General features: G+C 58.3%; 13 protein-coding genes and 2 tRNA genes. 7 read left to right on the forward strand and 8 right to left on the reverse strand.

Features of this window, described 5'->3' with window-relative positions:
• Complete coding sequence (ndk, locus tag K3J57_RS05605) at positions 1–423, forward strand: nucleoside-diphosphate kinase (RefSeq protein ID WP_055192699.1); 423 nt, start codon at positions 1–3, stop codon at positions 421–423.
• 192 nt (positions 424–615) lie between these two features.
• Here the strand turns inward: ndk and K3J57_RS05610 are convergent, their stop codons facing one another.
• Complete coding sequence (locus K3J57_RS05610) at positions 616–963, reverse strand: TfoX/Sxy family DNA transformation protein (protein WP_259797437.1); 348 nt, start codon at positions 961–963, stop codon at positions 616–618.
• A 39-nt stretch (positions 964–1,002) separates the two neighbouring features.
• The gene (locus tag K3J57_RS05615; RefSeq protein ID WP_173487181.1) at positions 1,003–1,155 is read right to left on the reverse strand and encodes a hypothetical protein; all 153 of its coding nucleotides are present in this window, start codon (positions 1,153–1,155) and stop codon (positions 1,003–1,005) included.
• 68 nt (positions 1,156–1,223) lie between these two features.
• Between K3J57_RS05615 and K3J57_RS05620 the strand changes: the two genes are divergently transcribed.
• Complete coding sequence (locus K3J57_RS05620; protein WP_259797439.1) at positions 1,224–1,349, forward strand: hypothetical protein; 126 nt, start codon at positions 1,224–1,226, stop codon at positions 1,347–1,349.
• A gap of 107 nt (positions 1,350–1,456) precedes the next feature.
• Here the strand turns inward: K3J57_RS05620 and K3J57_RS05625 are convergent, their stop codons facing one another.
• From K3J57_RS05625 to torT, 3 genes are all read right to left on the reverse strand, one after another.
• The gene (locus K3J57_RS05625; RefSeq protein WP_259797441.1) at positions 1,457–2,134 is read right to left on the reverse strand and encodes a hypothetical protein; all 678 of its coding nucleotides are present in this window, start codon (positions 2,132–2,134) and stop codon (positions 1,457–1,459) included.
• 436 nt (positions 2,135–2,570) lie between these two features.
• Positions 2,571–2,645: transfer RNA gene (locus K3J57_RS05630), tRNA-Asn, on the reverse strand.
• Positions 2,646–2,711: 66 nt separating this feature from the next.
• The gene (torT, locus tag K3J57_RS05635) at positions 2,712–3,728 is read right to left on the reverse strand and encodes a TMAO reductase system periplasmic protein TorT (RefSeq protein ID WP_259797444.1); all 1,017 of its coding nucleotides are present in this window, start codon (positions 3,726–3,728) and stop codon (positions 2,712–2,714) included.
• Here torT and K3J57_RS05640 point away from each other — a divergent pair.
• The gene (locus K3J57_RS05640; protein WP_259797448.1) at positions 3,727–6,591 is read left to right on the forward strand and encodes an ATP-binding protein; all 2,865 of its coding nucleotides are present in this window, start codon (positions 3,727–3,729) and stop codon (positions 6,589–6,591) included. The two genes, torT and K3J57_RS05640, sit on opposite strands and share 2 nt — an antisense overlap.
• Here the strand turns inward: K3J57_RS05640 and K3J57_RS05645 are convergent.
• Entirely contained in the window at positions 6,564–7,268 is a 705-nt protein-coding gene (locus K3J57_RS05645) for a response regulator (protein ID WP_173487612.1), read from the reverse strand. The genes K3J57_RS05640 and K3J57_RS05645 overlap by 28 nt on opposite strands.
• Positions 7,269–7,419: 151 nt before the next feature.
• Here K3J57_RS05645 and K3J57_RS05650 point away from each other — a divergent pair, with 151 nt between their 5' ends.
• The 4 genes from K3J57_RS05650 (at position 7,420) to K3J57_RS05665 (ending at position 13,151) form a co-directional block, all read left to right on the forward strand.
• Positions 7,420–10,089, forward strand: coding sequence for a molybdopterin-dependent oxidoreductase (locus K3J57_RS05650; protein WP_259794382.1), 2,670 nt, complete (start codon positions 7,420–7,422; stop codon positions 10,087–10,089).
• Positions 10,090–10,400: 311 nt separating this feature from the next.
• On the forward strand, positions 10,401–11,390 hold the full coding sequence (gene dusA / locus K3J57_RS05655) for a tRNA dihydrouridine(20/20a) synthase DusA (protein ID WP_259797451.1): 990 nt from the start codon (positions 10,401–10,403) through the stop codon (positions 11,388–11,390).
• Between the two features lie 133 nt (positions 11,391–11,523).
• Positions 11,524–12,342, forward strand: coding sequence for a sulfite exporter TauE/SafE family protein (locus tag K3J57_RS05660; protein WP_259794383.1), 819 nt, complete (start codon positions 11,524–11,526; stop codon positions 12,340–12,342).
• Positions 12,343–12,521: 179 nt separating this feature from the next.
• A complete protein-coding gene (locus K3J57_RS05665; protein ID WP_311196515.1) occupies positions 12,522–13,151 on the forward strand; it encodes a hypothetical protein in 630 nt (209 codons plus the stop codon).
• Between the two features lie 101 nt (positions 13,152–13,252).
• On the opposite strand, the gene K3J57_RS05670 is transcribed toward K3J57_RS05665, so the two are convergent.
• A complete protein-coding gene (locus tag K3J57_RS05670; protein WP_259794385.1) occupies positions 13,253–13,756 on the reverse strand; it encodes an acyl-CoA thioesterase in 504 nt (167 codons plus the stop codon).
• A gap of 68 nt (positions 13,757–13,824) precedes the next feature.
• Positions 13,825–13,898, reverse strand: a tRNA-Gly gene (locus K3J57_RS05675).
• Positions 13,899–13,947: the final 49 nt, after the last annotated feature.

Here is a 13,947-nt window from a genome sequence, read left to right on the forward strand (position 1 = left end):
ATGGCCATTCAACGCACCTTCTCGATCATCAAACCCGATGCCACCAAACGCAACCTGACCGGCGCCATCAACGCCAAGATTGAAGCCGCTGGTCTGCGCATCATCGCGCAAAAGCGCATCCACATGACCCAGAAACAAGCCGAAACCTTCTATGGTGTGCACAAAGAGCGCCCCTTCTTCGGTGAACTGGTTGAGTTCATGATCTCGGAACCGGTTGTTGTTCAGGTTCTGGAAGGCGAAGACGCGATCAAAGCCTACCGCACCGTGATGGGCGCCACCAACCCGGCTGACGCTGACGAAGGCACCATCCGCAAAGAGTTCGCCCAGTCGGTTGGCGAAAACTCGGTGCACGGTTCGGACGCTCCGGAAACCGCCGCAGAAGAAATCGCTTACTTCTTCTCGGGTCTGGAACTGGTGGGCTAAAGTGTTTCGACTTATTATTGAGACACAATAATGAGGCGAAACGCTCGAAACCTACTGATGTTGCGGGCGTTTCGAAATCAACTTGTGTCTTAAGTTAATCTCGAAACGCTTTAAGCCACAGGTTCGATCCAAGTGATCAGCCCGGCCCCGGTAAGGGGTCGGGTTTTTTTGTGCGAGTCGCCATAAAGCGTGTCAACGCCGGGCGCGGATACCAATCTCGTCGAGGATCCGTTCAAAAGCCGCGTCATGGGCCAGATCGCTGATGGCCCCATTTGCCACCCGCGCCTTGATCTTGTCGAACCGCTTGCGCAGCTTGGCTTTCTCAGCGCCCTGACAATCGTTCCATGGCCGACCCTGAAGTCCCATCACCATGGCGTAATATCCTATGAAATGTGGGGTGTGCCCGCTGTCGAGCAGCCGGAAATAGGCTTCATCCGGCCCAAGAGAGCGCAGCGCCTCCGCGCTGGTGATCCCGGCGCGGGCAAAGGCGTCATCGGAGGCGGGGCCAAGATTTCGAATGCTGGAAACAGGGTTGCTCATAGCCCGCAGATTAGCGTGAAATCCCGGCAGGAAAAAGGATCAGATACTGGCCCAGTCGGTGAAAACCACATCTGTTTCTTTGTCCTGAGGCGTAAGTTTCGCCTTGTCGCGTTTCGATGGCGGGGTGGGGTCGGATTTGTGCATCCTGCGCTCAGTAGCACCTTTGGGGTCAGGGGTACGGATCTTGGTCATGCTGCCTCTTCCTCCCCCCGGATCTCTGTTTTTGCACAAGTTAAGGTTAACGCGGAAATGAGGCGGAAATGTGGCAAATCCCCTGCGGTATCCCATTGCAATGTCTGGTTGCGGCAGGGCAAGCCCGTCTGCCCGAGGTCATTCAGGGCGTTGAGTTCAAAGACGGGGGCGAGCAACTTCAAACCATTGCCTGACGACGGCTGTCACCAACTTTTGGGCATACCCCCAGCTCAATGACGCCTCTGTTTGTCCCAGTTTTGAAGGTAATTGTTACCTTAACTTTTGCTCCAGCGTTGTTTGCCTAGTGTTTTCTGCGACCGTCTGAAATTTTAATTGAATCGAAGTAAGCTCCTCCGCGTTTTATTTTCTTACTGGTTGAGAATTTGTTGCTTGAAATGAAAAGAAGCTCATCTTTTCCGCGGCACTCAAGCATCTCACCAAAGACTTGGTTTAACAATTGTTCGTTATGATAACGTCGCACTAAGCTGGGTATTAATGGGCTATCAAGATGATAACGTCGCACTAAGCTGAGCATTAATGGGCTATCAAGCAGATAATACTCGTGATCCTCTGCGCATCTGGCTAAGATTATTGCAGCAGAATTCCAAAATTCCTTCTCAGGGCATCCCTCAAACTCCAAACAGGTCGAAATGAGGTCAACAGCTCTTTTCAGAAGCGCTTTAGGCCTTTTATCGGAATCGAATTTCTGGGCGCGCCGCGTCACGCCAGTACCGCCACCCACGGTTGGTATAAAGACGTCAAGTTGGTCATCAAAGGTTAGCTGAAGGATGTCGCGTTGGTCTTTTTGGGCGGTGGAGACCACGACGGGTTGTTGAACACAAATTGACTTCACTTCAGATCCCGCAAAACCGGTGACGACGCAGCTCATCCCCCCTTCGGCAGGCTCACCAGCGGCGATAGATACTCCTCCCAATAGGATTGCAGCCCCAATAACCAATGGACTAAACCGAATTTGCATAGTTTCCCCCTATGAACTTGAACCCGATCCGTTTTGCGAGTTTGTGCGCACGCCCCACATGTGTTTCGCGGGTAAGACCAACGGTTTTCGGGATGTCAGCATGATCCCGCAGCACAGGAAACCGAAGCGGCTGGCTTGGCTGGCTTTCAGGATCGGGAACGTTCAAAACGCTGGAAATGGGCTGCACGGGTCACCTAACACAAACTTCTCGCATAGATTGAATGGCTTTCCGGGAGGATGTCAATGTCGCAGAAGTGATGATCGCTCACCTCGAAACCGGGGACATAATCGCGCTGACCAGGGAAATTCACCTATCGCAATAGTGCCACAGGCAAACCTGCTTCCAAATGCGTCCCATGAGTTTTGGCGCCTGAAATGATCAACCCGGCGCAAGATGCAAAAAAGCCCTCAAGCTGTTGAGCTTAAGGGCTTTTCTTGGCTCCGGCGGTAGGGATCGAACCTACGACCAATTGATTAACAGTCAACTGCTCTACCGCTGAGCTACGCCGGAACTGAGCCGGTGTATAGCTTTCGCCGTTTCCCGCTGCAAGAGGGGAAATTCACTTTATTTCGAAAATTATTCAAGCCCGAGATTGAGCCCCGCCGGTGAAAGGGGAACCGGGATTTGGGTGATATTGTCAGTGGTTATCAGCTTGATTTCCGGGCCAATCACATCCGTGCGAAACAGGCCCGGCTTGGCGATAAGGGCCAGGCGGATCCCAAGACGCCCTTGTGCGACGGGATCGTCAAAGGCCACCGCCTGCACCGTTCCGTTTTGAAGACCCCGGCGCACGGAATGGCTGATATAGGTTGCGATCAGCTCTGGAAAAGTGCCGTCTGTCACGGTGGCCAGCCCCATGGCGCCTTCGATGGCGGGGGCGCTGCCGATGATCATGTTGGCGTCGGGAACGGCCGCAAGCGCCGTTTCGGTGGCGCGAAGCTGTTCGCGCGCGCCTGTGTCCGAGCGTCCGATCCGTGCGATCTTTACAGCCGAAGCGGCCATCGCTTCTGCCAGGCCCTTTTCCAGCAGGGGGGACCAGCCCGACGCGGCCGGACCGGTGATCAGAAGGGCGGTCCGGGTGGGACCGCCGGCCGGGTATCGCGCCGAAAGGTGGCGCCCGATGGCCCGGCCCATATCGGTCCAGTCGACACCGACGCTGCCGCTGAGGGCAGGGGAATGCAGGGCGTTGACCAGGGCAATGACCGGCACGTCCCGCGCGGTGCGGTCCACCGCCTCCAACAGGCGCGGATCATCGGCGGACACTGCCCCCAGAAGGATGGCGCGTGCCCCGGCGCGCACGCAGCTGTTCAGCAGATCGATCTGGCGGATCAAGGCGTGATAGCCACCACTTTCAAAGGTCAGCAAACCGACATTCTGCGCGCGGGCTTCCTCGATCAGCCCATGTCCCACGCTCAGCCAGTATTCGTCTTTGAAATGAGGGACCACCACGCAGATCTGCGCGGCCTCGGTCGGGGGCGGACCCTCCGACACGGGGGATTGCGCCCGGATCGGATCCGCAACAGAGAGTGCCATGACGGACAGGGCCATGATCACGATTGCGGCTCTCAATTTTGCGCCATAAGCTTGCCCCATGAAGCCTACCCGTTTTGACCAGCAATTGCTGCGTGCGTTTTCGTTTATTGTTGGCCTGTCATTTCTGGCCAGCCTGGTTGCGATTGCGTCAAATGTCTATCTGTCCACTCAGCAAAGATCCTTGATACAGGACAATATGCCCGCCGGGGCGCTGGCGCGAAAGATCGTTGATGCGTCCAGTTTCATCACTGCTCTGGCCCCGTCCTTTTCCGACGTGCAGTCCCAGACGGATCTGGATCGTCTGGTTGGCGCGCTTGAGAATGAGCTTGCCGGGATTGAAGGTGATTTGTCAGAGCTGGAGGACCTGTTTCCGAAAGCGGCCCGCACCGAAGATCTGGCTGTGCTCGATGGGGTGCGCGATACGGTCAAGGCCCTCACCGCGATCAGCCATCGCCGGTTGCTGGCGCGCGACCTGCTTGAGCAGCGTCAGGCGCAGATCCAGGAGCGCATGGCCCGGCTGGGCGAAATCCTCGCGGGGCAGACCGATATTGCGCGGGTTGGGGTGACCACAACCATTGCCGATCTTTTCAATACGGGGAACGGCACATCCCAGGACTGGCGAACCAGGCTCAATCATCTCGCTGATGTGGATTTCTTTTCCTATGACCGCCATGTCGAGTTGAGTGACGCGATTGAAAAAGCCCGTATTCTGATGTTGCAGGTGCCCTTTCAGATCAGTCCGAACGGGCTGCAGCTCCTGTCTGAACAGATCGGCAGGGAAATCGCGTTTTCGCAAAACAGGATCCGTTTTGTCACCTCACGCACCGCGCGCACGGATATGGCGCTTCTGCTTGATCAGCTGCAACAGGAGTTGCGCGATGGGGGCAGTGTTGCGTTGCAGTCCGAGGTGATCCGGGCGCGCGGGGATCTGGCCAACCAGGTTCAGGTCCTGCGCGGTCAGACCAGCGCGGTGGGGCAGATCACCGATACGCTGATGCAGGCGGTGCAGAGCCGGGTGCTGTCTGCGCAGAAAGAGGCGCAGGCGCTCAGTCGTGACATCGCCTTTGGGCTGATCCTCCTGATGGGGGGGCTGGCGGTGGCTGCGGTTTTTTCCTGGCGTTTTGCCCGCAACAACGTTGTGCGCAGGCTGCGTGTGGTGGCGGAACATATCGACGCCCTGGCGCATGAGGATTACGGGCGGGATATCCCGGTGTCCGGGCCGGATGAGATCGGCAATATGGAACGGTCGTTGCACGTCCTGCGCGGGCGGGCCGCACGGGCGCGGGCCCTTCGTGACGAGCTGGAAACAGCTGTGCAGGAACGCACCGGGCAGATCGTGACGGAGATGAAAGCCCATGATGCGGCGCGGGCCGAGGCCGAAGCCGCCAACCGCGCCAAATCCGAATTCATGGCGATGATGAGTCACGAGATCCGAACCCCGCTCAACGGGGTGATAGGTATGCTGCGTCTGTTGGAAAGCGAGATGCCGAATGAGCGGCAGGGCGGCAAGCTGACAACGGCCCGTGTCTCTGCAGAACATTTGCTGACCCTGACCAATGACATTCTGGACTATGCCAGCACGGAAAGCCGGCGCTTGCAGCTTCAGGATGTGCATTTTGCGCTGAGCGACCTGATGGGGCAGTTCGCCACCTATCTTTCCGCCGGGTGCGAGGCGAAAGGTCTGGGGTCCGGCGTGGTCCTGTCACCGGCTGCGCCAGAGTTTCTGAAAGGGGATCTGGCAAAGATCCGGCAGGTGGTTGTGAACCTTCTGTCCAATGCGATCAAATACACGCCCGAGGGGCGGGTGGATCTGCTTGTGGATCATGCGCAGGACGTTGAGCGTGGTGGATATGTTCTCAGTTTTCAGGTGGTGGATACCGGGATCGGCATCGCCGCGTCGGATCTGGACTATATTTTCGACGCCTATGGGCGCGGGCAGGTTCGGGATGTGGGCAATATCCAGGGCATGGGGCTGGGCCTGTCAATCTCGCGCCGCCTGACCGAGATCCTGGGCGGGTTGCTCAGTGTCGAAAGCGAACCCGGGCAGGGCGCCCGCTTTACCCTGACCGTGCCGCTTCAGACCGGGGACGCGGCCGAGGTTGACCAGCACCTCGAAACTGCCTTGCGGGCGAAGCTTGGTAAAACCGTGCTGCTGGTCGAAGACAATGCGGTCAACAGGATGGTGGCGCGTGGATATCTGGATCGGTTGGGCTGTCAGGTGATCGAGGCCGAAGACGGGGGGCAGGCGTTCGATCTGGCGGCCAAGAACAGGGTCGATCTGGTGCTGCTTGACCTCGACCTGCCTGATATGCCGGGGCAGGAGGTTGCCTCCGGGCTGCGCACGGATCTGCATCCCTGTCCGCCGATTGTCGCCCTGACCGCCCATAATATCACGGACACGCAGGAGGAGCGGGAGCGACTGGGGGTCGACGGTATTTTGACCAAACCTGTCTCCCCGCGGGCACTGGTCGCCTTGCTGGATGAAGCCGCTGCGGATGAGGCTGAGCCGCACTCGGCCGACGCTGCGCACCAGAGTTTGTCAGACGAGAGCGCCACGGTGACGGGTCTGAGGGAAGATGTGCAGGAACTGGGACAAGAGCTTGTCGAAGACATTCTGTCGGAATTCTTTTCTCGTGCCGAGGAGGCCCGCGACAGCATTCTCTTGGCGCTGGGGGAGAATGACCATGAGGCCGCGCGCAAGGCAGCCCATCGCCTCAGGGGGGCGGCGTCGAATTTTCACCTGACCCACCTGTGCCGTCTCCTGACTGACATCGAAGAGCGGTCGCGCGATCAGGCGGAGATATCCGAATTGCGGTCACGTTTTACCGATGTGTTTCAAACATCCATGGCGCAGATCTCTGCGGCCGCACGGGCCTTGAACCTACGCTCTGACACTCAGTCGTCGCCGGGGACAAACAGGTAACCTTCGCCATGCACCGTCAGGATGAATTCGGGCTGTGAGGGATCCGTTTCGATCTTCTTGCGCAGGCGCCCGACCAGGACGTCAATAGTGCGGTTGTCCGGCGCCCATTGGCGGTGCTGTATCAGATCCAGCAGCCTGTCCCGCGACAGCACCACGCCCGGATGCCGGGTGAAGGCGTGCAGCAGCTCGAATTCCGCGCGGGTCAGGGGCTCGTTTGTGCCATCTTTCCCGACCAGCCTTCGACGCATGTGGTCAAACCGCCATGGCCCGATCTGGGCCACCGGTTCAGGGGGCGGGGTGACTTGGCTAAGGTCGCTGATCCGAACCAGAAGGTTCTTGATCCGGGCAAACAGCTCTCGTTTGTCGAAGGGTTTGGTGACGTAATCATCTGCCCCCATTTCCAAACCGATGATCCGGTCGATCTGGTCATCACGCGCGGTCAACAGGATGATCCCTGCCTTGGATTTCGCGCGCTGTTCGCGGGTAATGGTCAGTCCATCTTTGCCATCAAGGTTGATATCGACAAGCAGCAGGTCCGCCGGGTCGCGCGCAAGGATCTCTTCCATCTGCGCTGCGTCTTCGGCTTCTGAGACGCGATACATCTGTTTGCGCAACTGGGCGCCAAGGCGGCGACGGGTCACGCTGTCGTCTTCAACGATGAGGATATGCTGGGCCATATCTTTTGTTAGCCAATAAAACAGCAGCTTCCCAGCCAAATTTACATTCTTTTACATCTTCGCACCGCCTGTTTACCGGCCTTGGAAGACCGGTTCACACGGGCTTTCTAAGGTAGGGGTAATCGGAATTTCCTGAAGACAGGAGGTCAAAATGTCTTATTCCACCCCGACCCGCCGCGCGTTCCTGCAAGGCAGCGCCGCCGCCTTTGGTGCCACCAGCCTGATGGGGTCCACCGCCCTGGCGTCGATCGACCCGAACAGTTTTTCGGACCGCGTCTTTCACGCCAGCCATTTTGGCCCGTTCGAAGCTGTTGTGCGTGACGGCAAGCTTGTTGGTATCAACACGATGATGGAGCTGGATGCCCGGCCCACCGAAATGCTGACCTATGGTGTGATGGACCGCACCTATGACAAGACCCGGATCAACTATCCCATGGTGCGCAAATCCTATCTGGAAGGGTGGGAGACAGGCGACATCAAACCGGAACTGCGCGGGCGCGAAGAATGGGTGCGTGTCGATTGGGACACCGCCTGGTCGCTGGCTGCCAAGGCGTTGCTGGACACCGCCTCCAACCACGGCAACGAAGCCATTTTCAGCTCGTCTTACGGCGGCTGGTCGAACGCGGGCGTGTTCCGCCCCAACGTGCTGCAGGGCCGTCTGCTGAACCTCATGGGGGGCTGCACCAACACCGCAGGGGACTGGTCCGCCGGTGCCGGTCAGGTTGTCATGCCGCATATCATTGGTGACATGGAAGTGTATTCGGCACAGTCCGCATGGGAAACCATCCGCGACAATACCCAGGTCTTCGTTCTGGTCGGCTGTGACCCGATCAAGAACAACCGGATCGAGTATCGCGTGGCCGACCACGGAATGTATGCCCATTGGGAAGAAATCCGCGACAATGGCGTGAAATTCATCTCGATCAACCCGCAACACACCGCAACAGATACGTTCCTGGGCGCCGAGCGCACCGCGATCATCCCCAACACCGACACCGCGCTGTTCCTGTCCATGGCGTATCACGCGCTGGAAAACGGCTGGGATGACCAGGACTACATGGCGAAATACACGGTTGGTGCCGACAAGTGGATTGCCTATGTGAAGGGGGAAACGGACGGTGTGCCGAAAACACCCGCTTGGGCCTCGGCTATCACCGGTATTGATGAACAACAGATCAAGGATCTCTGTGAAACGATTGCCACCAACAACACCTGTATCGCGGGATCCTGGGCCATTCAACGTGCCCAGCACGGCGAGATGGCCTATTGGTCCATCGTCAACTTCCAGGCCCTGCTTGGGAAAATCGGTAAACCGGGGCAGGGTGTTGGCTTCAGCTGGCACTATGGCAATGGCGGTATGCCGCAAGGGGGCAATGCAACGCCGGTTGGCATGAGCCAGGGCCGCAACTTCGTCAAGAAAATCGTGCCCGCCTCGCGCATCACCGAAGCGTTGGAAAATCCGGGGATGGAGTTCTTCTATAACGGGCAGACCAACCAGTATCCCGACATCAAGATGATCTTCAACGCCGGCAACAACTTCATGTCGCACCAGCAGGACACCAACCGGCTGATCCGTGCGCTGCAGAAGGTGGAAACGATTGTGTCCGTGGATGTCTGGTGGACCGCGGCCACCCGTTGGGCCGATATCGTGTTCCCGGCGTCCTCGACGCTGGAACAGGACGACATCACCTCCGGCGGCACCTATTCGAATGACCGTGTCTACGCGATGAAGAAGGTGATCGAACCCATCGCCGACAGCAAACCGGATTACGAGATCTTCGAAGGTCTGGCCGACAAGCTGGGGCTCTGGGCACAGTTCACCGACAGCGAAGACAAGATGTATCACATCAAGCTCGCCTATGAAGCCTCGGGTGCTGCAAAAGACCTGCCGTTTGAGGAGTTCTGGGAAAAAGGTTATGCCCGGATGCCGGTGCCCGCCGAGGCCCGTAAATGGACCCGCCACGGCGCCTTCTACGACGACCCGGAGGCGAACCCGCTGCACACCTCGTCCGGCAAGATCGAAATGTTCTGCGACACCATCGCCAGCTTCGAGCTGGAAGACTGCCCCGGCATGCCGATGTGGATGGAGAAACACGAATATCTCGGCAATGCCAAAAAAGGCCAGCTGCACGTCGTGTCGCCCCACCCGTGGTTCCGCCTGCACAGCCAGATGGCCAACTCGGAACGTCTGCGTGACCTTTACATGGTGCAGGGGCGTGAACCGGTCCGCATCAATGCTCAGGACGCAGCGGAGCGTGGCATCGAAGACGGGGATCTGGTCGAGCTTTACAACAAGCGCGGCACGGTCATTGCGGGCGCCGTGGTGTCGGATGACATCATGCCCGGCGTGGTCTCGATCTACGAAGGCGGTTGGCCGCAACTGGACAGCAAGGGCCGCGACAACTCGGGGCTTGCGAACTTCTTGACCTCAACCCAGCGCGCCTCTGGCCTGTCGGAAGCGACCACTGCCAACACGGCCCTGATCGAGATGCGCAAATGTGAGGACCCGGAAGGGCCGAACCGCGCCTATGAGCCGCCCGCGATCATTGAGGATATGGACGTGGCCGCCGTTGATGACGAGGTCATTGGTGTGGAGCGCCTTGAGGCGCTGACCGCCTCGCTTTACGCCGACATGACGCCGGGCGAAAAGATGTTCTTTGAACGCTGCACCGTCTGTCACGCCCCGCGTGAAGTGACCCACTACACCCAGCAGCAGTGGAAAGGCATCGTGCCCTCGATGTTTGAACGTGCCGGTCTGGATGACGGGGAACGCGCGCTGGTCATGGAATACCTGATGACCAATGCGGCAGATGCCAAGTGATTGATGATCAAAACTAAAACGGACAGGGGCGCGGTTCATCACGCCCCTGTTCATCGGTCAGACAATCCCTGTGTTGCTCTGACCCCAGGCTTTCGGAGCGCACTCTCCTCCCCGAAAGCAAAGCTCCGCCCTCGTCCCGGGCGGAGCTTTTTTCATAAGCGGGGGGGATAGCGTGTCGTTCGGACCAAAGGGGTGTGTCCCACGCCGCCGCCTGTGGTAAACCGACCGTCAATCGAATCACGCCCAAGGATATCGCTGCGGATGGCGCAGATGACCTCCGGACGGGCGCGCATGAAAACGGAGCTAACGCTTTGACACATAACGCACAATCGGCTGCGCGTTTAAGCGTGGCGCCGATGATGGATTGGACCGATCGCCATTGCCGTTACTTTCATCGGCTGATGAGCCGCGAGGTTCTGCTTTATACCGAGATGGTGACATCCCCAGCGCTGGTGCGAGGGGGCGCGCTGCACCTGCTGGATCATGATGACACCGAACATCCGGTAGCCTTGCAGCTGGGCGGATCTGATCCAAAAGAACTTGCCGCCGCGACAACACTTTGCGTTGAACGCGGCTATGACGAGGTGAACCTGAATGTGGGCTGCCCGTCCGACCGGGTGCAATCGGGAACATTTGGGGCGGTTCTGATGCGCAATGCACCTTTGGTTGCTGATTGCGTTTCGGCCATGTTGGATGCGTCGCAAGGTGTTGATATCACAGTGAAATGTCGAATTGGCGTGGATGACCAGACCGCTGAAGAAGTGCTGCCGGATTTCCTCGAAAAGATCTCGGCCACCGGGGTGACGCGGATTACGATCCACGCGCGCAAGGCCTGGCTGAAGGGGCTCAGCCCCAAGGAAAACCGAGATATCCCACCGCTGGACTACCCGCTGGTCCATCGAATGAAGCAACAATTTCCGCATCTGCATCTTTCGATCAACGGCGGGATCACCACGCTGGAAGAGGCACAGGACCACCTGACACAGATGGATGGGGTGATGATTGGCCGCGCGGCGTATCACAGCCCGGGTGAGGTGCTCTTAACCGCTGACCGAGATATCTATCATGCTGATGTAAAACCGAAATCCGGGCATCAGGTGGTTGAGGAGATGTATCCCTATATCGAACGCCAACTGGCGCAGGGCCTGCGGCTGAACGCGATTACCCGCCATATGCTGGGGCTGTTCAGCGGGCGCCCCGGTGCACGTATGTGGCGGCGCAGCTTGTCCGAAGAAGCACATAAATCCGGGGCTGGGATTGACGTGGTGCAAAAGGCCCTGTCCTATGTGCCTGAAACCTAAATCGTTTTCGAGTGAATGACGGAGCATATCTCCTGCCGGAAACGCCCAGAACACTGACATCTTCCGGGTGTTTCGACTTTTTGTCATGATCCGGCACAACTCCGAACCGCTTTCAAAGAAATAGGATCCTTCCATGCCTGACACTTACCTGCTGATCCAGATGGCGCTGCTGTTGCTGATCATCGGGGCCGGCGCAGGTGTGTTGGCGGGATTGCTGGGGGTCGGCGGTGGTATCGTTTTGGTGCCCGCCTTTTATTATGCTTTCTTTACAATGGGATACGCGTCTGACCAACTGATGCAGCTGTGCCTTGCCACATCGCTTGCGACCATTGTCGTGACCTCGCTCCGTTCGGTTCTGTCCCATCACAAGAAAGGGGCGGTGGATTGGGACGTGTTGAAAAGCTGGGCGCCGGGCATTGTCATCGGGGCGGTGATCGGGGTGCTGGCCGCAGCGGAACTCCGCTCCAGTATCCTGCAGATGATTTTTGCAATTTTGGCTTTGATCGTAGGAGGTTATCTGAGTTTCGGGCGCGCGGACTGGCGTCTTTCGGATGAGATGCCGAAAGCGGGTCGGCGGGCCGTTCTGTCCCCGTTGCTGGGATTCCTCTCTGTTCTCATGGGGATCGGGGGGGGAAGTTTTGGGGTGCCGGTCATGACGCTGCACGGGTTTCCCATTCACCGGGCGGTCGCCACGGCGGCCGGGTTCGGATTGATCATCGCACTTCCCTCGGTGATCGGCTTTCTGTTTGTGCCGGTGGCGATCGCACCGCCCCTGACCTTGGGTGCGGTGAATGTTCCGACATTCCTTCTGGTGATTGTTATGACAATGATTACAACGCCATACGGCGTGAAGCTCGCCCATTCGATGAACCCGAAGCCGCTCAAGAAACTGTTTGGGATCTTCCTCATTCTGGTGGCTCTGAACATGCTGAGAAAAGCCCTGGGCCTGTGACTGGGACTATGACTGCGTCCATGAGAGAGCAATATCACAAGCGCGGCTGGCTGCGCTTTCCACACGACAGGACCGTGCAGGCGTGGGTCCGCTCGGCCCAGCCCTTTGCGCGCAGGGCATGCGAAGATCCACACCAGATAAGCCATTGGCTTCGTTGCGGAAAAACATGTTTTGTCGGGGTGAATGCCTTGCCCAATGATGGTGAGGGGCGGCTCGCGGAAGGGGGGGCGTTGCAGGGGGCGTTGCGGGCCTTTGTCGCGGCGGAACATGGCTGGTATCCGCTGGATCGCGGGCAGGTGTCCATCACCTATCCCGGCTATCCAAAACGCGATGAAGGCGAGACGGAGGCCGCGCATCGGTTCCGGCGCAATCGCGCCTCGGCGCATATTGACGGGGTCAAGCCAGAGCTGGCAGACGGCCAACGCTGTGTCGACGAAGCACATGCTTATGTGATTGGAATTCCACTAAATAATTGCGGGGCAGGGGCGAGCCCTCTGGTTGTCTGGGAAGGATCCCATCTGATCATGCGGGCCGCGTTTGAAACCGCTTTGCAAGGGGTGCCCCCCGAACGGATGCGCCGCCACGACATCACAGAAATCTACCGGGACGCGCGGGCCACGGTTTTTGAAACCTGCCGGAAAATTGAGGTTCAGGCCGGGGTGGGGGAAAGCTATCTTTTACACCGCTTCACCCTGCATGGGGTTGCCCCCTGGCAAGAGGGCGCCAAGGCCCCACAAGAAGGGCGGATGATCGCCTATTTTCGCCCCGAATTTCCCGGCGGCATCGCTGACTGGCTGACCCTGCCCTGACGGGTGGGGGAGAGAAAACTTTAAAGTTTTTCAGGTTCCGGGAGGCAAAGTTTAATCTTTTAAAGCTGCGTGACCCGAAATGTTAAAGAATTTGAAGCAGCTCAGCCCTGAATGGCCCCATCGCGCAGGAACGCCGCGACCGTTTCCGGGCGAAGGGCGCGTTTGGTCACGCCGTCCTGTTCCAATGTCACAATCACGCTTTCCGATCCGCACATCAGTTGGCCGTCTACAAACACGCCGTACTCCATCACGAAAGAGGTGTTGCGGAAAGATTTGCAGCGCGCGGTGATCACGTAATTGTCGCCCAGATGCATCGGTTTGAAATAGCGCGCATAGTTCGTGGCCAGCACGACCTGCGGGTCGCCATCGGAATAGGTCGAAACATGGTAATGGGCGAAAAACGGAATGCGGATCGATTCAAACCAACGGAAATAGGCGACGTTATTGACGTGGTTAAGCGCGTCCAGTTCGTGAAACCGCACCCGGTCTGCAAGCCCGTAATGCCAGCCCTCCGGCACGCCCACGGATTGCATCTGCGCGGCATTCAAAGGGGTCACCAGCGGGATATGGGCAAAGGGGTCGGACGGGGGCGCAGGCTGGGACACGGCAGAAAATCCTCAATAATATCAATATGCACCGTGCGTGATCACGTGTCGTAAATGTGCGGGGGGATTGGAGCGGGTAGCGGGAATCGAACCCGCACCTTAAGCTTGGGAAGCTCGCATGATACCATTTCACCATACCCGCGCTCGCGGACTGAGGTATGCGAACGCAAAGCGGACGTCAAGGAGGAAAC

Source organism: Aliiroseovarius crassostreae, assembly GCF_025137635.1.
GTDB classification, from domain to species: Bacteria; Pseudomonadota; Alphaproteobacteria; order Rhodobacterales; family Rhodobacteraceae; genus Aliiroseovarius; species Aliiroseovarius crassostreae.